The organism is Pseudomonas sp. A125 (genome assembly GCF_055409485.1).
The window spans coordinates 125,957-144,485 of record NZ_JBUZVP010000005.1 but is presented as its reverse complement, the minus strand read 5'-3'; the positions used below and the strand labels follow the sequence as shown (position 1 = coordinate 144,485).

General features: G+C 60.9%; 16 protein-coding genes. 8 read left to right on the top strand and 8 right to left on the bottom strand.

What is annotated here, in order from left to right; all coding sequences use genetic code 11:
• Positions 1-7: 7 nt before the first annotated feature.
• Positions 8-871 (bottom strand): 4-hydroxy-tetrahydrodipicolinate synthase, encoded by an 864-nt coding sequence (dapA, locus tag ACZRN6_RS08990; protein ID WP_322145464.1) that lies wholly within the window; start codon positions 869-871, stop codon positions 8-10.
• A gap of 555 nt (positions 872-1,426) precedes the next feature.
• Here dapA and ACZRN6_RS08985 point away from each other — a divergent pair.
• Positions 1,427-2,137, top strand: a complete 711-nt coding sequence (locus ACZRN6_RS08985) for a CPBP family intramembrane glutamic endopeptidase (protein ID WP_322145463.1) — start codon at positions 1,427-1,429, stop codon at positions 2,135-2,137.
• Between the two features lie 63 nt (positions 2,138-2,200).
• On the opposite strand, the gene argC is transcribed toward ACZRN6_RS08985, so the two are convergent.
• Entirely contained in the window at positions 2,201-3,133 is a 933-nt protein-coding gene (argC, locus tag ACZRN6_RS08980) for an N-acetyl-gamma-glutamyl-phosphate reductase (RefSeq protein WP_464007751.1), read from the bottom strand.
• Positions 3,134-3,245: 112 nt separating this feature from the next.
• Here argC and ACZRN6_RS08975 point away from each other — a divergent pair, with 112 nt between their 5' ends.
• The 3 genes from ACZRN6_RS08975 (at position 3,246) to ACZRN6_RS08965 (ending at position 7,350) form a co-directional block, all read left to right on the top strand.
• On the top strand, positions 3,246-4,130 hold the full coding sequence (locus ACZRN6_RS08975; protein WP_322145461.1) for a LysR family transcriptional regulator: 885 nt from the start codon (positions 3,246-3,248) through the stop codon (positions 4,128-4,130).
• 128 nt (positions 4,131-4,258) lie between these two features.
• Positions 4,259-5,053, top strand: a complete 795-nt coding sequence (locus ACZRN6_RS08970) for an alpha/beta fold hydrolase (RefSeq protein WP_464007750.1) — start codon at positions 4,259-4,261, stop codon at positions 5,051-5,053.
• A 101-nt stretch (positions 5,054-5,154) separates the two neighbouring features.
• Positions 5,155-7,350: an OsmC domain/YcaO domain-containing protein gene (locus ACZRN6_RS08965; RefSeq protein ID WP_464007749.1), complete on the top strand. Its 2,196-nt coding sequence runs from the start codon at positions 5,155-5,157 to the stop codon at positions 7,348-7,350.
• Between the two features lie 102 nt (positions 7,351-7,452).
• On the opposite strand, the gene ACZRN6_RS08960 is transcribed toward ACZRN6_RS08965, so the two are convergent.
• Genes ACZRN6_RS08960 through ACZRN6_RS08950 form a run of 3 tightly spaced genes read right to left on the bottom strand, consistent with a single transcriptional unit; the run spans position 7,453 to position 11,556 of the window.
• Entirely contained in the window at positions 7,453-8,874 is a 1,422-nt protein-coding gene (locus ACZRN6_RS08960) for an efflux transporter outer membrane subunit (RefSeq protein ID WP_464007748.1), read from the bottom strand.
• Entirely contained in the window at positions 8,871-10,451 is a 1,581-nt protein-coding gene (locus ACZRN6_RS08955; RefSeq protein ID WP_322145457.1) for a DHA2 family efflux MFS transporter permease subunit, read from the bottom strand. The genes ACZRN6_RS08960 and ACZRN6_RS08955 overlap by 4 nt, the downstream gene beginning before the upstream one ends.
• Positions 10,444-11,556, bottom strand: coding sequence for an HlyD family secretion protein (locus ACZRN6_RS08950; protein ID WP_322145456.1), 1,113 nt, complete (start codon positions 11,554-11,556; stop codon positions 10,444-10,446). The genes ACZRN6_RS08955 and ACZRN6_RS08950 overlap by 8 nt, the downstream gene beginning before the upstream one ends.
• Before the next feature lie 99 nt (positions 11,557-11,655).
• Here ACZRN6_RS08950 and ACZRN6_RS08945 point away from each other — a divergent pair, with 99 nt between their 5' ends.
• Positions 11,656-12,360 (top strand): CerR family C-terminal domain-containing protein, encoded by a 705-nt coding sequence (locus ACZRN6_RS08945; RefSeq protein WP_464007747.1) that lies wholly within the window; start codon positions 11,656-11,658, stop codon positions 12,358-12,360.
• 2 nt (positions 12,361-12,362) lie between these two features.
• Here ACZRN6_RS08945 and ACZRN6_RS08940 read toward each other — a convergent pair whose 3' ends face one another.
• Positions 12,363-12,983, bottom strand: a complete 621-nt coding sequence (locus ACZRN6_RS08940) for a LysE family translocator (RefSeq protein ID WP_464007746.1) — start codon at positions 12,981-12,983, stop codon at positions 12,363-12,365.
• Positions 12,984-13,166: 183 nt separating this feature from the next.
• On the opposite strand from ACZRN6_RS08940, the gene ACZRN6_RS08935 reads away from it, so the two are divergent.
• The gene (locus ACZRN6_RS08935) at positions 13,167-14,006 is read left to right on the top strand and encodes an SDR family oxidoreductase (RefSeq protein WP_322145453.1); all 840 of its coding nucleotides are present in this window, start codon (positions 13,167-13,169) and stop codon (positions 14,004-14,006) included.
• An 11-nt stretch (positions 14,007-14,017) separates the two neighbouring features.
• Here ACZRN6_RS08935 and ACZRN6_RS08930 read toward each other — a convergent pair whose 3' ends face one another.
• Positions 14,018-14,977 (bottom strand): DMT family transporter, encoded by a 960-nt coding sequence (locus ACZRN6_RS08930; RefSeq protein ID WP_464007745.1) that lies wholly within the window; start codon positions 14,975-14,977, stop codon positions 14,018-14,020.
• A gap of 91 nt (positions 14,978-15,068) precedes the next feature.
• On the opposite strand from ACZRN6_RS08930, the gene ACZRN6_RS08925 reads away from it, so the two are divergent.
• Together ACZRN6_RS08925 and ACZRN6_RS08920 are read left to right on the top strand one after the other, a co-directional pair.
• On the top strand, positions 15,069-15,980 hold the full coding sequence (locus ACZRN6_RS08925) for a LysR substrate-binding domain-containing protein (RefSeq protein WP_464007744.1): 912 nt from the start codon (positions 15,069-15,071) through the stop codon (positions 15,978-15,980).
• A gap of 162 nt (positions 15,981-16,142) precedes the next feature.
• Positions 16,143-17,180, top strand: coding sequence for an alpha/beta hydrolase family protein (locus ACZRN6_RS08920; protein WP_464007743.1), 1,038 nt, complete (start codon positions 16,143-16,145; stop codon positions 17,178-17,180).
• Positions 17,181-17,183: 3 nt separating this feature from the next.
• Here ACZRN6_RS08920 and ACZRN6_RS08915 read toward each other — a convergent pair whose 3' ends face one another.
• Entirely contained in the window at positions 17,184-18,527 is a 1,344-nt protein-coding gene (locus tag ACZRN6_RS08915) for an APC family permease (protein ID WP_464007742.1), read from the bottom strand.
• Positions 18,528-18,529 lie beyond the last annotated feature (2 nt).

Below are 18,529 nucleotides of genomic sequence, written 5' to 3'. Positions count from 1 at the left end.
CCACAGGTTATTCGAGCGTGGCCAAGACTTGCTGCAATTGATTCACCACCGTCTCACTCGCCGCCAGCATCGGCGCCCGCAACTCACTGCCGATCAACCCCTCCATCGCCAGCGCGGCCTTCACTGGCGCGGGGTTGGGCTCCACGAACATCGTGTGAATCAACGGCAGCAGCTCGAAAAACGTCTGACGAGCCGCCATCAATTGGTTATCGCGAACCTGACGATGCAGCCTCACAAACGCCTCGGTCCGCACATGCGCCGACGCGGCAATCGCGCCGGTCGCCCCCAGGCACAGCGCGTTGAATATCTGCACATCTTCACCACACAACACATCCACATTCCCGCTGGCCAGCAGCGCCAGGGTGTTGGCCAGGTTGCCGCCACAATCCTTGATCGCGACGATCCGTTCATGGGCGACGATGTTCAGCAGCGTCGCCTGTTCGAAGGCGATGCCGGTACGATAGGGAATGTCATACAGAATAATCGGCACGCTGGACGCATCCGCCACGGTGCGGAAGAACCCTTCAAGGCCCGCCTGGGACGGGCGGATGTAGCTCGGCGGTGGCACCAGCAAGCCGGCCACCGGGCGTTTCAGGATTTCGGCCTGAAACTGCAACAGTTCAATCTGGTTATACCCCGCCAGGCCCATCACCACGTGCTGCGGCGGCACCAGCTCCAGCACGGCATCCAGCACTGCCAGTTGCTCATCGCGGCTGAGTGATGCGGCTTCGCCGGTGGTGGTGCAGGCCATGATCCCGGCCACGCCCTTTTCCAGCAGATGGCAGACCAGGCGGCGCAAGCCGATGAAGTCGATGGCGCCGTTATGAAACGGTGTGACGACGGGAACCCAGATACCTTGAAACGATGACATGCGCTTTCTCCTGATGGTTGACCGATTGAGTCACCGTCAGAAGGGCAGAGGGAGGTAAGCAAGAGGAGGGGGCCTTCGCGCTCAATGTCCTGTCAGCTCATCTGACGGGACAGCGCGCCCCGGTCACATGAGCGACTGTTTCTTCGATTTGAGGGCATGCGCAACGCAACTCTGCGCCTTGGCAATCAAGCCAATGACGGAAAAGTTGAAGGTCGTTGCAGACATTGAGGACACACCCTGAAGAAGACGCTCATCTTTATGGATTATTACAGGGTGTGTCAACTCACAGAGATCAGTCGCGTTTCAGCCAGTGGCGCACAAAACGCACCAGTTCCGCCGCCAGTTCTGCGTCTTCCGGTGCGCCCATGAAGCCGCCGTGGGGCATCGCTTCAAGGAAAAACGGGGTCAGACCACGCTTTTTTTAAATGTGGTCTGACCCCTTTTTTGGGTGACGTTGAAGCTGGCTCGCCTGTGACGCTTAGATAAATAGATCGGTTCCCGTGACGCTCGCTCGTTAATATGCGCGGCATACCAATCGTGAAAAGGAAGTTAGGGGTGGAGTACAAAGCGCTTTCAGGGCCGCCTGCGGCTTGCATGGACACTTACTCTTGGCGTCGTCGTATCTTGATGGCCTGCCTGGCGATAGGTTTATATCTCGCGATTCAACTTGCGCTGGTGCTGATTATGGGCACAGGAAACTTGACCAGGCTGACGCTGCTGATTGACGGCGGTTTCTCTGCAGTGGTGCTGCTGACAGTGGCGGTGATCGAGCGCAGGCACTCAGGCGGAGTTCGCGCCGTTATTGGCCGTGACCTGAGCAGGACGTTCAAACTGTGTTTGCCATGGATACTGGGGGTTTACCTGGTCTGTACCAGTCTCGATATTGGGCTGGGATACGGGTATGAGGCCTATACGATGTTCTTGCGGGGCAGTCTGCCCTCAGCTCCAAGGGCGCTTCTTCTCTCAATGGGGCTCCTGATTGTTCCGATTTTTGAGGAGCTCCTGTACCGGTACTTCCTGATTCGCCTCTTCCCTCTGGATAATCGCCTTTGGCGGTGGGTTGCGATACTGGCCACCACCGCGGTGTACATGGCCATACACATGCCGTTTAGCGGTTGGATAGAGTGCCTGATGATCGGCACGCTCTCAGTCATCTTTGCGTATGCCCGAGTGCGCAGCGCCGGCATTCTGGTCCCCGTGCTATTGCACATCTTCGCGGGCGTCCTGAATCTATCGAGGGGTCTTGTGGCCAATCTCTGGCTGTGAGCCTGCGCTGCTTTGGACTCACCCCTTTTTCGTTGATGCTGGCGGACCTGCGAGCGTTGATCGCTACTGTTTCGGCTTGAGCATCAAATCCAGGTTTTGCACGGCGGCACCTGCGGCGCCCTTGCCGAGGTTGTCGAATATCGCCGCCAGCAAAACCTGGCCGGTCTCGTGGTTCTCACGCACGATCAAGCGCAAGTCATCCGTGTCGTTCAGGGCTTGGGGGTCAAGGTACGTCAGCTCGTTGGCGGCCTGCATCGATAACACCTGTACGTGACGGGTGTCGCGGTAGTGGTGGGTCAAACAGTTGTGTAACTGCAACCCATCCACCCCCGGTGCCAGCAGCCGCAGTTGCAGCGGGATGGTCAGTACGATCCCCTGGCGAAAAGCCCCGTAGGCCGGCACAAACAATGGCCGCTGTGTCAGGCCGCTTTGCAGCTGAATTTCCGGGACATGCTTGTGTTCCAGCCCCAGGCCGTAGACCAGGAAGGCCGGCGCCTGCGAGGCGTCGGCGCCCTCATGTTCCTGCACGCCGGCGCGGCCCTTGCCGGAATAGCCCGAGACGGCATGAATGGTCGTCGGGTAGTCCTTGGGCAGCAGCCCGGCCTCAAGCAACGGGCGCAACAAACCAATCGCGCCGGTGGGGTAGCAGCCGGGATTGCTGACCCGCTGCGCCGTGGCAATGCACTGCGCCTGTTGTGGGTTCATCTCGGCGAAACCGTACGTCCAGTCAGGATGAGTACGGTGCGCGGAACTCGCGTCGATCACCCGCACGGCGGGATTCTTGATGCTGGCGACAGCGTCCCGCGCAGCGTCGTCGGGCAAGCACAGGATCGCGATGTCGCAGGCGTTGATCATCTCGGCGCGCTGCTGCGGGTCCTTGCGGTGTTCAGGGCTGAGGGTGATCAGTTGCAGATCGGTGCGGTCGCGCAGGCGTTGATGGATCTGCAGCCCGGTGGTGCCTTGGTCGCCGTCGATAAATACAAGAGGATTTGCCATGGGGTGCGCTCGTAGAGGAAATCAGGTGTTCCCATCTTCAGTGAGTCGTTAAGATAGGAAAAGTTGAATTTCCAGATGATGATATTCAGGTTTTCTGAACAAGGATTGCCCCATGCGCGAAATCAGCCTGGACCGCCTGCGTACGTTGGTGGCGATTGCCGACCTCGGCTCGTTCGCCGAGGCGGCGCGCATGCTCAACCTGGCGCCACCCACCGTCAGCCTGCATATCGCAGATCTTGAGGCGCGGGTGGGTGGCAAGCTGTTGTCGCGTACCCGTGGGCGGGTGCAGCCTTCGGCGATTGGCGAAACCCTGGTGGAGCGCGCACGCCGGTTGTTGGCGGATGCCGAGCAGGCGCTTGAAGACGTGGAGCGACAGGTGCAGGGGTTGGCAGGGCGTGTGCGTCTGGGAGCCTCAACCGGGGCCATCGCACAGTTGTTGCCGCAAGCCCTGGAAACCTTGAGCCAACATCACCCCGCCATTGATGTGCAGGTGGCGGTGCTCACTTCGCAGGACACATTGAAGAACCTGGCAGACGGTGCCCTGGAAATTGGCTTGGTAGCGCTGCCGCAGGCGCCGGTGAAGGGATTGCGGATCGAGCCCTGGCGGCGCGACCCGGTCATGGCTTTTTTACCGGCGCGCCGGGAATGCCCGGAGGTGGTAACACCCGCCTGGCTGGCTGCCCAGCCGTTAATCCTGAATGACAACACCACCCGGCTTTCGCGCCTGACCGCCGAGTGGTTTGCCAGTGAAGGATTGCAGCCCACGCCGCGCATTCAACTGAACTACAACGACGCAATCAAAAGCCTGGTAGCCGCCGGTTACGGGGCCACATTGCTGCCCCATGAGGCGTCCACGCCCTTGCACGACACCCGGATTGTGATGCGGCCGTTGCAACCGTTGCTGTGGCGCCAACTGGGGGTTGCCCATCGCGCCGGGGAGGTTGAGCGGCCTACGCAACATGTGTTGGACGTGTTGTGGGGATTGAGTGCGGGGTAGGGCGTTGTTGAATGACCCATACGATCAGCCTATGAATACCTTCCTGAATCAGGAATTTACAGAAATCTGAATACCGTTGAAATTAACGGCTTTTGAGCCGCCAATCGGTTTTTCAGGGAGTCTTCACCATGCCATTCACCCACACACAACTCCCCATCGTCGTCGACGATGTGCCGTTGACCATTGGCGCGATCCACCGCGCGGGCAGCCTGGCACCGATTGTGTTCCTGCATGGCTTTGGCTCGACCAAGGAAGACTACGCCGACATCGTCCAGCAACCTGCATTCGACGGTCATCCATTTGTGGCCTATGACGCCCCGGGTTGCGGTGAGAGCCAGTGCGCTGACCTGTCGAAAATTTCCATCCCGTTCCTGCTGCAGACCGCCGTGCAGGTGCTGGCGCATTTCGACATCGACCGCTTCCATCTGGTAGGCCACTCCATGGGCGGGTTGACCGCGCTGATGCTGGCGCACCGGTTTCCGGGCCGAGTACTGAGCTTTGTCGATATCGAAGGCAATATCGCCCCGCAAGACTGCTTCCTCAGCCGGCAGATCGTTGACTACCCGGCGGATGACCCCGAGGCGTTTTTCAGCGCCTTTATCGAGCGCACCCGCCAGGCACCGGCCTACGCCAGCGCGCTGTATTCGGCGAGCCTGCGGCACAAGGTGCGCGCCGGTGCGGTGCGGGGGATTTTCCAGTCGATGGTCGAGCTGTCCGATAACGCCGACCTGATGGGCAAGTTCCTCGGCCTGCAATGCCCGCGGATGTTCATGTACGGCGAGCAGAATGCTCACCTGTCGTACCTGGCGCATATCCAGGCGCAAGGTGTGCGACTGGCGCCGATTGCCCAGTGCGGGCACTTCCCGATGTACTCCAACCCGATCGCGATGTGGCAACAGATTGCGCACTTTCAGCGCGGTTGATCTCCACCGCCAGCGATCGGCCAGGCCCAAAAGCACAAGACTTACGCCTCGAAACCCGGATAATGGCGGCCATATTTTGCTCGCTATTCTGGTAATCCCGCATGGAAATCAAGGTCAATTTTCTCGACAACCTTCGACTTGAAGCCAAGTTCGACGACTTCACCGTGGTGGCCGACCAGCCTATTCGCTACAAGGGCGATGGCTCGGCCCCTGGTCCGTTCGATTACTTCCTGGCGTCGTCGGCGTTGTGTGCGGCTTACTTTGTGAAGTTGTACTGCGAAACCCGCAACATCCCTACCGACAACATTCGCCTGTCGCAGAACAACATTGTCGACCCGGAAAACCGCTACAACCAGATCTTCAAGATCCAGGTCGAGTTGCCTGCGGATATCTCCGATAAAGACCGCCAGGGCATCTTGCGCTCCATCGACCGTTGCACCGTGAAAAAAGTGGTGCAGGCCGGCCCGGAGTTCGTGATCGAGGAAGTCGACAACCTGGATGCCGATGCCCAGGCGTTGTTGATGCCGAGCGCGGCGTCCGATGCCGGCACTTACATCGCGGGCAAGGACCTGCCGCTGGAAAAAACCATCGCCAACATGTCGGCCATTCTGGCGGGCCTGGGCATGAAGATTGAGATCGCGTCGTGGCGCAATATCGTGCCCAACGTGTGGTCGCTGCATATCCGCGATGCACACTCGCCGATGTGTTTTACCAACGGCAAGGGTGCGACCAAGGAAGGCGCGCTGGCGTCGGCACTGGGCGAGTTTATCGAGCGGTTGAACTGCAACTTCTTCTACAACGACCAGTTCTGGGGTGAAGACATCGCCAACGCGGCGTTTGTGCATTACCCGGACGAGCGCTGGTTCAAGCCGGGCCGTAAAGACGAACTGCCGCCGGAAATCCTCGACGCGCACTGCCTGCATATCTACAACCGTGACGGCGAGCTGCGTGGCTCACACCTCTACGACACCAACTCCGGCAACGAAGAGCGCGGCATTGTTTCGCTGCCGTTCGTGCGCCAGTCGGATGGCGAGGTGGTGTATTTCCCGTCCAACCTGATCGAGAACCTGTACCTCAGCAACGGCATGAGTGCCGGTAATACCCTGGCTGAAGCCCAAGTGCAGTGCCTGTCGGAGATTTTCGAGCGCGCGGTAAAACGCGAAATCATCGAGGGTGAATTCGCGCTGCCGGATGTGCCGCAGGAAGTGTTGGCGAAATTCCCTGGCATCCTGGCCGGGATCCAGGGCCTGGAAGCCCAGGGTTTTCCGGTGCTGGTGAAGGATGCGTCGCTGGGCGGCGAATTCCCGGTGATGTGCGTGACCTTGATGAACCCGCGCACCGGCGGTGTATTCGCCTCGTTCGGCGCACACCCAAGCCTTGAAATCGCGCTGGAACGCAGCCTTACCGAACTGCTGCAAGGCCGCAGCTTCGAAGGCCTGAACGATCTACCGCAGCCGACGTTTGAAGGCCACGCGGTGACTGAGCCGAACAACTTCGTCGAGCACTTCATCGACTCCAGCGGAGTGGTGTCGTGGCGCTTCTTCAGCGCCAAATCGGATTACGAATTCGTCGAATGGGACTTCTCCGGCCAGGGTGAAAACTCCAATGCCGAGGAAGCCGCGACGCTGTTCGGCATCCTCGAGGGTATGGGCAAGCAAGTGTACATGGCGGTGTACGAGCACATCGGCGCAACCGCCTGCCGCATCCTGGTGCCGGACTATTCGGAGATTTATCCGATCGACGATCTGATCTGGGACAACACCAACAAGGCGCTGTTTTTCCGCGAAGACATCTTGAACCTGCACCGCCTCGACGAAGCCGAGTTGAAGGGCCTGGTTGAACGTCTGGTGGAAAGTGAGCTGGACGACTACACCGACATCACCACGTTGATCGGCATCGACTTTGATGACAATACCGCGTGGGGCCAACTGACCATCCTGGAATTGAAGCTGTTGGTTTACCTGGCCTTGCAGCAGTTTGAAGAAGCCAAGGAACTGGTGGAGATGTTCCAGCAGTACAACGACAACACGGTTGAGCGTGGCTTGTTCTACCAAGCCGTGAACGCGGTGCTGGAGATGGAGTTGGACGAAGACCTGGAGCTGGCGGACTACGAAGTGAATCTGCGTCGGATGTTTGGCAACGAGCGAATGGAAGCGGCGATTGGTTCGGTGAACGGTAGCGTGCGGTTTCACGGGTTGACGCCGACGAGCATGAAGCTGGAAGGGCTGGATCGGCACCTGCGGTTGATTGATAGCTACAAGAAGCTGCATTCGGCGCGGGCCAATACCGCGCGCTGACGTCCCCTGGAGCTGGCTTGCCGGCGATGCAGGCACCTTGGTGTATCCGGTACACCCAGTTGATGCCATCGCCGGCAAGCCGGCTCCTACAGGGTTAAGCGTTTACAAAGTCCAACCCAACCCCAGCGCTTTGTGCAACGACGCAAAGTCCTTGAGTAACGCAGCGTCCCCGGAAATCCGGCTTTCCTGCGCCTGGTACCGCGTACGTTCCGCGTCCAGCCAATCCAGGGTACTCGCCGTGCCTGCTTTATAGCGCTGGCGCGTCAGGTCCGCTGCACGCACCGCCGACGACTCTACGTTGCGCAACAGCACCACATTCTGGCGCTGGTTGCCATAACGCGCCAACGCCACATCCGCGTCACGCAACGCACTCAGCACCACGCTTTTGTAGTGGGCGAGGGCTTCATCGCGCCCGGCTTGCGCACCTTTGACGCTGGCCGCCACCCGGCCGAAATCCAGTGCGTTCCAGGTCAGCCTTGGTAACAGCAACCAGGTGCCGCTGTCCTTTCGCGCAAGATGCCCGGGATCGGCGGCCGAGAATGACAAATCGCCCATCAGGCTGAGCTTGGGAAACCAGTCGGCGGTTTTCTCGCCGATCTGCGCGTTGCTGGACGCCAGTTGGCGCTCGGCTACGCGGATATCCGGCCGGGCTTTCAGGATCGCCGCCGGGTCGGCAAACGGCACCTGGCTCGGGATAGCGGGCAGGGCTCGCGGGGTGGTGAGGCTCGCATCCAACTCGCCTGGCTCCAGGCCACACAGCAAGTTCAGTTGGTCCACGGCCTCGACGATTGACGCTTGCAGCGGCAGGCGTTGGGCCCGGGTGTTTTCGGCCTGGGTCAGCACCTGTTCCAGTTGCAACTGCGAGGCCACGCCACGGCTGCGCCGCTGCTGGGTCAGGTCCAGCGCCTGCTCCTCGATGTCGACACTTGCATCCACCAGCGCCAGGCGCGCCTGCTGGTCGCGCAGGTCGGCATAGGTTTGCACCACCTCGGCAGCCAGTTGCACTTGGGCATCGGCCAACTGCGCCTGTGACGCGTCGTTTTCGGCTTGGGCTGCCTCGATTGCACGCCGGGTGCCGCCGAACACGTCGGCCTCCCAGCTGGCATCAAAGCCGGCGAGGTAAAGGTTTAACGGCCCGCGACCACCGCCACCGCTGCCCCCCAGCGCCGAGGTGTCGGGGGAGCGCAGTTTGAGCATCGCCGCGTCGCCGGTGACCTTGGGCAGGGCGTCGGCATTGGCGCCACTCAGGCTGGCCCGCGATTGTTGGAGTCGCGCCCGGGCGGTCGCCATGTCCGGGCTGCTTTGCAGTGCCTGGGCCACCAGTTGGTTAAGTTGCGGGTCACCCAGGGTTTGCCACCACCGCGCAACTGCAAGCGTGTGCGCCAAGCCTGTGTCGGCGTGGGGCAAACGCCCGGCCGCCAAGGTTTTTGGCGCGGCATCCGGCGCGCCCTGATAGTCCGGCCCCACGGTACACGCTGTCAGCAGGCCGACGGTAAAGAGCAGGGGAAGTGAGCGATAAATCATGTTCGTTGGCCTGCCTGCGCCGCGCGCTTTTTCAGGATGAAGATCAGGGGGAGGCACGCCAGCATGGCGAGTCCCAGCACGTAGAACGCGTCGTTGTAGGCCATTACTGCGGCCTGCTGGGCGATGTCGCTTGCCAGGTGGCTCAGTGCTTGTAGCGATGCAGTGGAAGGGTCGCCGGTTTGCGCCAGGTAGCTGGCGGTGTTGCTCGCCATCTGGTCCTGGGTCAACTGGGTGTTGGCCTGGATGCCTTCGCGCAGCATGTCGTCGTGGAAGTGGCTACGCCGGTCCATCAACACCCCCAGCAGCGCCAGCCCGAGGGTGCCACCGAGGTTGCGAGACATGTTGTAGAGCCCGGCCGCATCACCGGCGTCGCGGGTGTCTACCGACCGCATCGACAGCTGGCTGAGGGGCATCATCACCAGGATCTGCCCAAAGCCGCGCAAAATTTGCGACCAGTAAAAATCATGGCCGACACTCTGGGCGGTGAGTTGGGTGTCGAGAAAACAGCTGGCCCAGTACATCAACAAACCGACGCCGACCATCATCCGCAGGTCCAGGCGGCCGAGCATTCTTGGCAGGATCGGCATCAGCAGAAACGCGGGAATGCCCGACAGCAGCATGATCGACCCCGACTGTTGCGCGTTGTAGCCCGACAAAATGCCAAGGAACTGTGGCACCAGGTACGCCGTGCCATACAGCCCGGCACCGACGGCCGTGGCAATCAGCAACACACTGCCAAAGCTGCGGTTGAGCACCAGTTGCAGACGCAGGATCGGCGTACTCGACCGCACCTGCCCGACGGCAATCAGGAAGAACCCGACCACCATCGCAATGCTCAACCAGATGATCAGCAGCGAATCGAACCAGTGTTCACGCTGGCCTTCTTCCAGCACCACAGTGAGCGAACTCAAGCCCATGGCCAGGCCAAGAATGCCCAGCCAGTCGGCCTTGATGAACTGTTGAAGGTTCATGCGCTCGCCTGGCAGGCCACTGACCAGCAGGGTAATCAAGGTGATGCTGACGGGCAGGTTGATGAAAAAACACCAGCGCCAGTTGATGTTTTCCGTAAGCCATCCGCCAATTACCGGGCCCAACAACGGGCCGAGAATCACCGTCATGCCGAACATCGTGGTGCCGATTGCCAACTGATGGGCAGGCAAACGGGTGCGTACGATGGTCTGTGCGGTCGGAATCATCGCGCCGCCGGCAAACCCCTGGCCGATGCGCCCGGCGATCATCGCGCCAAGGCTTGAGGACAGGCCGCAGAACATCGAGAAAAACGTGAACATCAAGGCCGTGCCGATCAGGAACCGGCGCAGGCCAAATACCCGGGTCAGCCAGGCGGCGAGGGGGATCATCACGATTTCCGACATCAGGTAGCCGGTGGCGATCCAGGTACCTTCCGTGCCGGTCGCGCCGATCTGGCCCTGGATTTGCGGCAGTGCCGAGTTGGTGATCGAGATGTCCAGGGTCGCCAGCAACGCGCCCAGCGAACCGGCAGCCACCGCGATCCAGTCGGTCAGCGAGGCGTTGCGCGGTTTGTCCGCGGGCGCCTCGGTCAAAACGGCTTCAGCCATGGTTGGCATCTGCCTTGTGGGTGCGGGTGTCGACTTCCACGGTGGCGGACAGGCCGGGCATCAGTGCCTGGCGAATGTCATCGTCGGGTACATCCAGAGAAATCCGCACGGGCACCCGCTGTACGATCTTGGTGAAGTTGCCGGTGGCGTTTGACGGCGGCAGCAGCGCGAACTGGGCGCCGGTGCCGGGGGACAGGCTGTCGATATGCCCTTGCAGGTCGTGGCCAGGCAGCGCATCCACATGCACGGTCACGGTCTGCCCGGCGCGCATGTCGCCAATCTGGGTTTCCTTATAGTTGGCGGTCAGGTAGATCGCGCTTACCGGCACCACGGTCAGCAGGCGCGTGCCTGGCTGCACGTATTGCCCGACCCGCACGCCACGATCGGCCACGCGCCCATCCAGCGGGCTGCGAATCACCGCGTCGTCCACATCCAACTGGCTTTGCGCCTCGCTGGCCTTGGCCACGCCGAGTTGCGCCTGGGCCTGCTTGAGCTGGGCTTGAAGGGTGCCATAGCGGGTTTGGCTGGAACGCAGGGCAGCCTGCTTGGCGGCCACGGTGCTGCGGGCCTGGGCAAGTTGGTTGTTGAGCTGCGCCAGGCGCTCTTGCGGCTCGGCACCGGAGCGCGCCAGCGGCGCATAACGCGCGACTTCGGTTTGTGCGTGCCGGGCATCGGCTTGCGCGCCTTGCAGTTGGGCGCGGGCTTCGGCGATGGTCGAATCCTGCTGCACGAGGTCGGCCTGGGCCTTGGCAAAGTCGGCCTCGCGGGCGGCAATCGTCGCTGAGGCTTCGTCACTCACCGCCTGGTATTTGCGTGCATCCAGGCGCACCAGCACGTCGCCGCGCTTCACGTTTTGGTTATCGGCCACCAACACTGCAGCAACGTAGCCGTTGATTTTCGGCGCCACGCTGATGCTGTCGGCTTGCAGGTAGGCGTCGTCGGTGGTTTCGATAAAGCGCCCGGTGAGCCACCACCAGGCGCCCCACGCCAGCCCGGCCAACAGCGCCACGCCGGCGAGTGTCAGTAGAATCCGTCGGGCCTTGCCGCGTTGGCCGGTGACGGTGGTATCAGGAATGACCTGAGAAGAGGGCGGTGCAGCGGACATCAAGTCACTCCAGTTTTATATCAGTTGGAATAAATTCGTTTTTTCGCGAAAATTTGTCAACTGGTATATTTTGGTTACGTTAAAAAAATGGAGTTGCACATGGCACGACATAAACCGGCCGCCGAAGGGGGTTATCAACGGGGTGAAGAAACCCGTGCACGTATTGTCGAGGCAGCCGTCGTGGTCTTTGGCGAGCGTGGCTACGACGGTGCGTCCACGCGGGACATCGCGAACGCCGCAGGGGTCAATGCACCGGCGATCCAGTACTACTTCGACGCAAAGGAAGGCGTGTACCTGGCGTGCGTCGAGCACTTGATCACGCTTTTGTGGCGAAAAATGGCACCCTCCGTTGAAGCGGCGGAAAGCGCGCTGGCCGATGCCGAGGTCAACGATCAGGCGCTGATCGACGTCTCATTGGGCATCCTCGGAACGGTGGTCTCGACGATTCAGGACAGCCCCCAAACCACCGCGTGGCGTGCTTTTATGGATCGCCATCAAGCCGGCCTGTGTCCGGAAAGCGCGACGATGGCCTTTGAAGAGCGCTTCAAATCGCGCATCGCCAACGTGATCCGCCTGCTGATCGCGCGCCTGGCCGGCCTCGCCGTGGACGACGAGCGCACAGTGATCCACTCCATGGCGCTGTTCACCCAGGGCCTGGCGTTTCGGGTGCAGAAACCCAAGCTGCTCTCTGCCCTGAACTGGACTGAAGTGAACCAAAAAGAAATGGAGTTGGTGCGCGATGTGGTGCTGGTCCAGGCGCGGTTTACCCTCGAAGGCCTGGTGCGGCACCGGGACCTGCGCTGACTTCAGCGTTTGCTGAAGGCCAACCGGGCCGCAAACAGTACAAAGATCATGCCGGTGGTGCGGTCCATCCACGTGATTACCTTTTCACGCCGCAGCACACCGGCCAGTGGTTGCGTGGCGCCGATCAGCACCAGCGACCATACCAGGCTGATCACCACGTGGATGCTCACCAGCCCGAATGTCCAGCCCACCAGGGAATGCCCCTGGGGAATGAACTGCGGCAGAAACGACACGTAGAAAATCCCGATCTTGGGGTTGAGGACGTTGCCCATCATGCCCTTCAAAAACCAGTTTGCACCGGGCTTGCCGTCGGCATCGACGGGGGCAAGTGAGCTGCGCGGGCGCAACAGCATGTTCAAGCCCAGCCATGTCAGGTAAGCGGCGCCGCAGTACTTCAAGACGTTGAAGGCCACCTCTGAAACCGCAATCAGCGCGCCCAGCCCAAAGGCGACCGCTGCACCCCATAACAGGCAACCGGCGTTGATGCCCAACGCAGCGCGCAGCGCTTGTTGCTTGCCCTCCACCGTAGCGGTTCGCAGCACCAGGGCGGTGTCCAGGCCAGGCGTCAGCGTCAGCAGGGTGGCGGCAAAGGTGAAGGCCAGCAGGTTATCGGCGATAGGCATGGGCAAGGCACGTTGAGGTGAGCGTGGGGAGCACGTTAGCACATGCCTGGTGCAGTACCGTTCGTCTGCCATGTGGCGAGTCGGTTGAACGCATGTCCGGCCCTGTCGGACAGACACCTATGAGCAGGCGAAGTACGCGCTGTTTTTACACCTATCGCATATTCATCACTCAGGGGAAAAAACATGACAGTTCTGGTAACCGGAGCAGGCACAGGGTTTGGCTTTGAAGTGGCCCTCAGACTCGCCGATAAAGGCCTGGATGTTATCGCCGGCGTGGAAATCGTGGCGCAGGTACATGCGCTTGAACAAGAGGCCAGGCGCCGGGGCGTGAACCTTCGAATAGAAAAGCTCGACGTGACCGATGAAGGCGATCGGCGCAAGGCCGCAGAGTGGGATGTGGAGGTCTTGTTAAACAATGCAGGCATTTCAGAAGGCGGTTCGACACTGGATATTCCTGCCGAAAATCTTCGACGCCAGTACGAGGTCAATGTGATTGGCCCCTTGATGCTGACCCAACTGGTCGCCAAGAAAATGGTCTTGAAGCAACAGGGCAAGATCGTGTTCATGTCTTCAGTGGCAGGCCTTACCGCCGACCCTTTTGCCGGGGCATATGCCTCCTCCAAGCATGCAGTGGAAGCGATTGCCGAGGCGATGAGCCAGGAACTCAAGGAATTTGGTATCGAAGTGGCGACCGTTAACCCGGGGCCCTTCCTGACCGGGTTTAACGACCGGATGTTCGAGACCTGGAAAAGTTGGCAGGACGACGCTTCGCAGCGGCTGTTCGACTACAGCAAGCTGGCGTTTCCACACGAGCAGTATGATCCCGAGCCGGTCTTTGAGACCACCATCGCCGTGATCACTGGCGCCATCGACGCTTACCGCAACGTCGAGCCGAAAGAGATCATCGACCAGCAGCGCAAACAACTTGACGCGGCCTGGACCCGCAAGAGCAGTGAGGGCCTGGGCAAGCGCTCGGCGCTGGTGCAGAAGGCGTATGACATCAAGCCTGGGACGCCGGTCTGACCGGACGGCGATCATCCGCTGGTTTTTGGACGACTGGCCGTCAGCAGGATACGCACCGCCATCACCACGCCAAGCAGAACCGCCGCCAAGCCCGAGGTTTCCAGCACCGTTGGCAGTCGGCCCTTGAACCACAAGCCAAGCAGCGTGGCGAACAGCGATTCCAGGGCAATCAGTTGCCCGGACAGCACCATGGGCAGGCGCCGGGAGGCGGTGTTCCAGGCCCATGCCCCGATCACCGACGACATCAACGCGATGCCCAGGCCCCACGCATACAGGTTGCCCGCCTGGGAAAAGCTCAAACCCAGGGTTGGCAGCTTGAGTAGGCCAAGCGTCTGTACAAGGGGCAACAGGCACAGCGTGCCTATCCCGGCGCCGAGCATCATCAGCCCGGTCCAGACCGTTGATGACTGGGCTGGGATGCGCGCCATAGCCCGTTGATTCACCACGCTGAAGACCAGCCACAACGCCACCGCGCCGACGGAGAACAACAGGCCCAGCGGCCATGAACTGCCGCTCTCGGCAGGTTGGTCAAGGCTACTGATGTTCGACAATAAAAGCCCAATCGTCAGTAAAGCCAGGGGGATTGCCAGCCGGCGCCACTCGATGGTTTTGTGTGTGGCGTTACCGATCAGTGCCAGCAGTACCGGCACAAGGCCGATAAAGGCGGGCGTCAGTACCGGCCCGCCAAATACCACCCCGGCGGCGATACAGCTGCTGTAGCCGAGGTACCCGATGAAACCCAGGCCTGCGCCCAGCATTCGCAACCCACCGCTGAGTGATCGAAGCTGGGCGCGACAGAACATCACCACCACCAGGCCGAGCAGGCCGGCGCTCAGGAACTTGACGAGCATCAAATCGTAGAGGCTGTAGTCGCCGGTGACGTACGGCGCGATAAAGTTCAGTGCCCAGCTCAGGGTTGCAACGACCGCCAGGGCGACTCCGACAAGCAGGGTTGAGTGAGCAGGGGGCATCAGGCGCATCCATAAGGTAGAGGGCCATGTTGCACAGCTGCCTGGTTGTGCTACAAACGAGTTCTCGGTCCTGGATGCATAACCTCAGATTATGAATAGCCTTGGGAAATCGTTGCCGCCACTCGCCAGTTTGTTGCCCTTTGAAGCAGCCGCCCGATTGGAAAGCTTTTCAAAAGCTGCCGAGGAACTGCACCTCACGCAGGCGGCAATCAGCCGGCAGGTCCGTGGCCTTGAAGAAAACCTTGGGCTGAAGCTGTTTTACCGCCGCAACCGTGCGGTGTTCCTGACGCCCGAAGGCCATGAGCTGGCGGCTGTTGTCAGTGCCGCGTTGCGGAGCATCAGCCACAGCGCCGAAGCCTTGCGTGAAACCCCGGGCAACAATCGCGTGGTGTTGCTCTGTCAGTTGTGCGAAGCGTTTTATTGGCTGATGCCGCGCCTGTCGACGTTCCACCAACGGCATCCGGCAATCGAAATCCAGGTGGCGACCACCACGCGACCCCTGGCTGAATTCAACGGACACTTTGACGTGGCGCTGCAAAGTACCGGGCGTGCCAGTGGGAAGCATGCACTGGTGTTCACCGCCGCAGATGAAGTATTCCCGGTGTGCAGTCCCAACTATCTGGCGGCCGGGCAAGCGCTGGATGTCGGCGATCTGAGCCGCTACACGCTGTTACATCACCACGCGACGCCTCCTCACTGGATGGAATGGGACAGCTGGCTGCGTGCGGTTGGGCATACGTTGGAAGGTAATGCCAAGGGCGCCGTGTTTGACAGCTACCCGCTGATGCTTCAGGCCGCCGTCCAGGGGCACGGTATTGCGATGGGGTGGCAGCGCACCGCGGGCCGGCTTATTGAAAACGGTGCGCTGGTGCGGCCTTGCGCAGCCAGCGTTGCCTTGCCGGATGCCCTGTCGGTGTTCAGGCAGCAGGGCGCCGAGGACAGTGGCGAGGTTCGCGCGCTGCTTGAGTGGTTGGCTGATGAGTTTCGCAACGAGCAGGTGTAACAGGTTGCCCCCGGCAAATCGTTGAATACAGCCTTGTGGCGCAGTACCCAGCAAAGCCATAGCCTGAGGGATCTATTAGCACATTGTTCTTTTCACGCTCCCATCCCTGAAAATCACCGACTGTGCAAGAATATGGCGATTAGCCACTTAGGGAACTCAAGGATGAAAACGCTGTGTGCTGCGCTGTTGTTGATGGCTGTATCCGGCTTGGCCCAGGCCAATGAGGTGCGGATCGGATTCCAGGAAATAGTGATTCCCGACACGCAACACGGCAGGCCGTTGCAGGTGGCGGTGTGGTACCCGACCGATGCTGTCGGCACGCCGCAACTGATCGCCGACAATCCGGTGTTTGTTGGCGCACCGGCCTTGAAGGATGCCGCACCGGTTGCCGGCGAGCATCCGTTGGTGGTGATCTCCCACGGCATTTTCGGTAACTGGATCAACCAGTCGTGGCTCGCGAGTGCGCTGGCCGGGCAGGGCTATATCGTGGCGTCGCCCAACCACCCTGGCACCACCAGCCAGGACCGCACACAGCCTGCCGCCTCCGAGCTATGGAAGCGTCCCCTGGATATCCACCGGGTGATCGATGCCATGATCGCCCAGCCCCAACGTTTCGGCGTGGTGGCCCAGCACAGGATTGCGGTCGTTGGGCACTCACTCGGTGGCTGGACCGCATTGGAGGTGGGCGGCGCACGTTTTGACCCGCAGCGCTTTACCGAGGACTGCACGGTTCACGCCGAAATCGCCCCGTGCAAGGCGTACGACCTTATCGAGGCCGGCCGTACCGACCAGGCGAAGCAGCATTTGGCCGAGGACTTGAGCGACCAGCGCGTGGCCGCCATTGTTTCCCTGGACCTGGGCTTCGCCCGCGGCTTCAGCGATGAAAGCCTGGCAGCGCTGCACCGACCCACACTGGTGATTGCGGCGGGCACGCCGTCCCCGGAGTTGCCCGCAGCACTTGAATCGGCCGACTTGGCCAAGCGCCTGCCGCCGAAGACTTCGCGCTACGTGCAAATCAGCGACGCCACGCACTTCAGCTTCCTGCCAGTGTGCAAGCCCGCAGCAGTAGAGCGGATTGAACAGAGCGACCCCGGTGAAGGTTTCATCTGCCTGGATGCCCAGGGTGCCCGTCCCAAACCGCAGATTCAGCAGCAGATACTCACCCTGATCAGTGAGTTTCTGCAGCAGTCCCTGCGCTAGCCCTCAGATGTCCTTGGACAGCACCAGGCTCGTACCCTTGCGGCTCAGGAACCACAGGTAGCCCAGCCCGATGACGATCCAGGCAAACCCGAGTTTCTGCGCCTGCAAGCCCATGTTGAACATGATCGCAAAGGTGATGACAAACCCCAGCACCGGTGTGATCAGGTGCCGCCACACGTTTCGCGATTTCAGGCGCCGCCAATAGTAGTTGATCACGGTGATGTGCAGGATCATGAAGCCGCTGAGGGCGCCGAAGTTCACCAGCGAGGTCAACGTGTCCACGGTGTCGATGAAGAAGTAGCAGATGACCAGCGACAGCACGCCCACCAGGTAAATGCTCAGGTAAGGCGTGCTGTATTTCGGATGGACCTTGGCCAGGATCCCCGGCAGCTTGCCATCGCGGGCCATGCCGAACAGCAACCGCGACACCGCGGCCTGTGAGGTGATGGACACCGCCACACCCCAGGCCAACGCGGTCGCGATCGCTGTCAGCGACGCCAGCCAACTGCCCCCGGCAATCGCCGCGATTTCATAAAACGCCGAGTCGGCAGACGCGAAGCCCATGCCAGCCGCAAGGTCGGTGGCCAGCCAGGTTTGCGCCACAAAGATTGCGCCCATCACCAGCAGGCTGATCAACGCCGCCCGGCCCACACTGCGTCCGGCATCGCCTTTGGTTTCTTCCGCCAGCGTGGAGATTGCATCAAAGCCCAGAAACGACAGCACCGCGATTGAAACGCCCTGCATCAGTAACCCGAAGTTGAACCCGCCGGGGTTGTACAACGGCGCCAGCGTGAGGTGGCCATTGCCGGCGCCGCCGTGCAGGGCCTTCCAGGCACACACCAGGAAAATCCCCAGCACCACCAGTTGTGCCAGCAGGAACACGATGTTCATTCGCGCGGTAAACGTCATGCCGCGCAGGTTGACCAGGGTGGCACTGACCAGGAACGCCAGGATAAATGCAGTCTTCGGAATCTCGGGGTACAAGTGGTTCAGCGCAATCGCGGCATAGATATACAGCAGCGGCGGGATCAGCAGGTAGTCGAGCAACAACAACCAACCGGCAATAAACCCCACACCTGGATTCAGTCCGCGCTGGGCATACGAATACACCGAGCCGGCGATCGGAAACGCCCGCGCCATGCTGCCGTAACTCAGCGCGGTAAACAGCATCGCGACCATGCCGATGATGTAGGCCAGTGGCACCATGCCGGGCGCTTCGCTGTTGACGTAGCCGTACACGCCGAAGGGCGCGATGGGGATCATGAAGATCATCCCGTAGATCACCAGGTCCGTGAGGGACAGGCTGCGTTTTAGCTCTTGTTTATAGCCAAACTCTTCAATTGCCATGA

Excerpts from the sequence above, each read along its gene's own strand:
- ACZRN6_RS08965 (WP_464007749.1), top strand. The coding sequence starts at position 5,155 with ATGGAAATCAAGGTCAATTTTCTCGACAACCTTCGACTTGAAGCCAAG.
- dapA (WP_322145464.1), bottom strand. The coding sequence starts at position 871 with ATGTCATCGTTTCAAGGTATCTGGGTTCCCGTCGTCACACCGTTTCAT.
- ACZRN6_RS08940 (WP_464007746.1), bottom strand. The coding sequence starts at position 12,983 with ATGCCTATCGCCGATAACCTGCTGGCCTTCACCTTTGCCGCCACCCTG.
- ACZRN6_RS08920 (WP_464007743.1), top strand. The coding sequence starts at position 16,143 with ATGAAAACGCTGTGTGCTGCGCTGTTGTTGATGGCTGTATCCGGCTTG.
- ACZRN6_RS08970 (WP_464007750.1), top strand. The coding sequence starts at position 4,259 with ATGCCATTCACCCACACACAACTCCCCATCGTCGTCGACGATGTGCCG.
- argC (WP_464007751.1), bottom strand. The coding sequence starts at position 3,133 with ATGGCAAATCCTCTTGTATTTATCGACGGCGACCAAGGCACCACCGGG.
- ACZRN6_RS08930 (WP_464007745.1), bottom strand. The coding sequence starts at position 14,977 with ATGCCCCCTGCTCACTCAACCCTGCTTGTCGGAGTCGCCCTGGCGGTC.
- ACZRN6_RS08935 (WP_322145453.1), top strand. The coding sequence starts at position 13,167 with ATGACAGTTCTGGTAACCGGAGCAGGCACAGGGTTTGGCTTTGAAGTG.
- ACZRN6_RS08960 (WP_464007748.1), bottom strand. The coding sequence starts at position 8,874 with ATGATTTATCGCTCACTTCCCCTGCTCTTTACCGTCGGCCTGCTGACA.
- ACZRN6_RS08955 (WP_322145457.1), bottom strand. The coding sequence starts at position 10,451 with ATGGCTGAAGCCGTTTTGACCGAGGCGCCCGCGGACAAACCGCGCAAC.
- ACZRN6_RS08915 (WP_464007742.1), bottom strand. The coding sequence starts at position 18,527 with ATGGCAATTGAAGAGTTTGGCTATAAACAAGAGCTAAAACGCAGCCTG.
- ACZRN6_RS08925 (WP_464007744.1), top strand. The coding sequence starts at position 15,069 with ATGAATAGCCTTGGGAAATCGTTGCCGCCACTCGCCAGTTTGTTGCCC.
- ACZRN6_RS08950 (WP_322145456.1), bottom strand. The coding sequence starts at position 11,556 with ATGTCCGCTGCACCGCCCTCTTCTCAGGTCATTCCTGATACCACCGTC.
- ACZRN6_RS08975 (WP_322145461.1), top strand. The coding sequence starts at position 3,246 with ATGCGCGAAATCAGCCTGGACCGCCTGCGTACGTTGGTGGCGATTGCC.
- ACZRN6_RS08945 (WP_464007747.1), top strand. The coding sequence starts at position 11,656 with ATGGCACGACATAAACCGGCCGCCGAAGGGGGTTATCAACGGGGTGAA.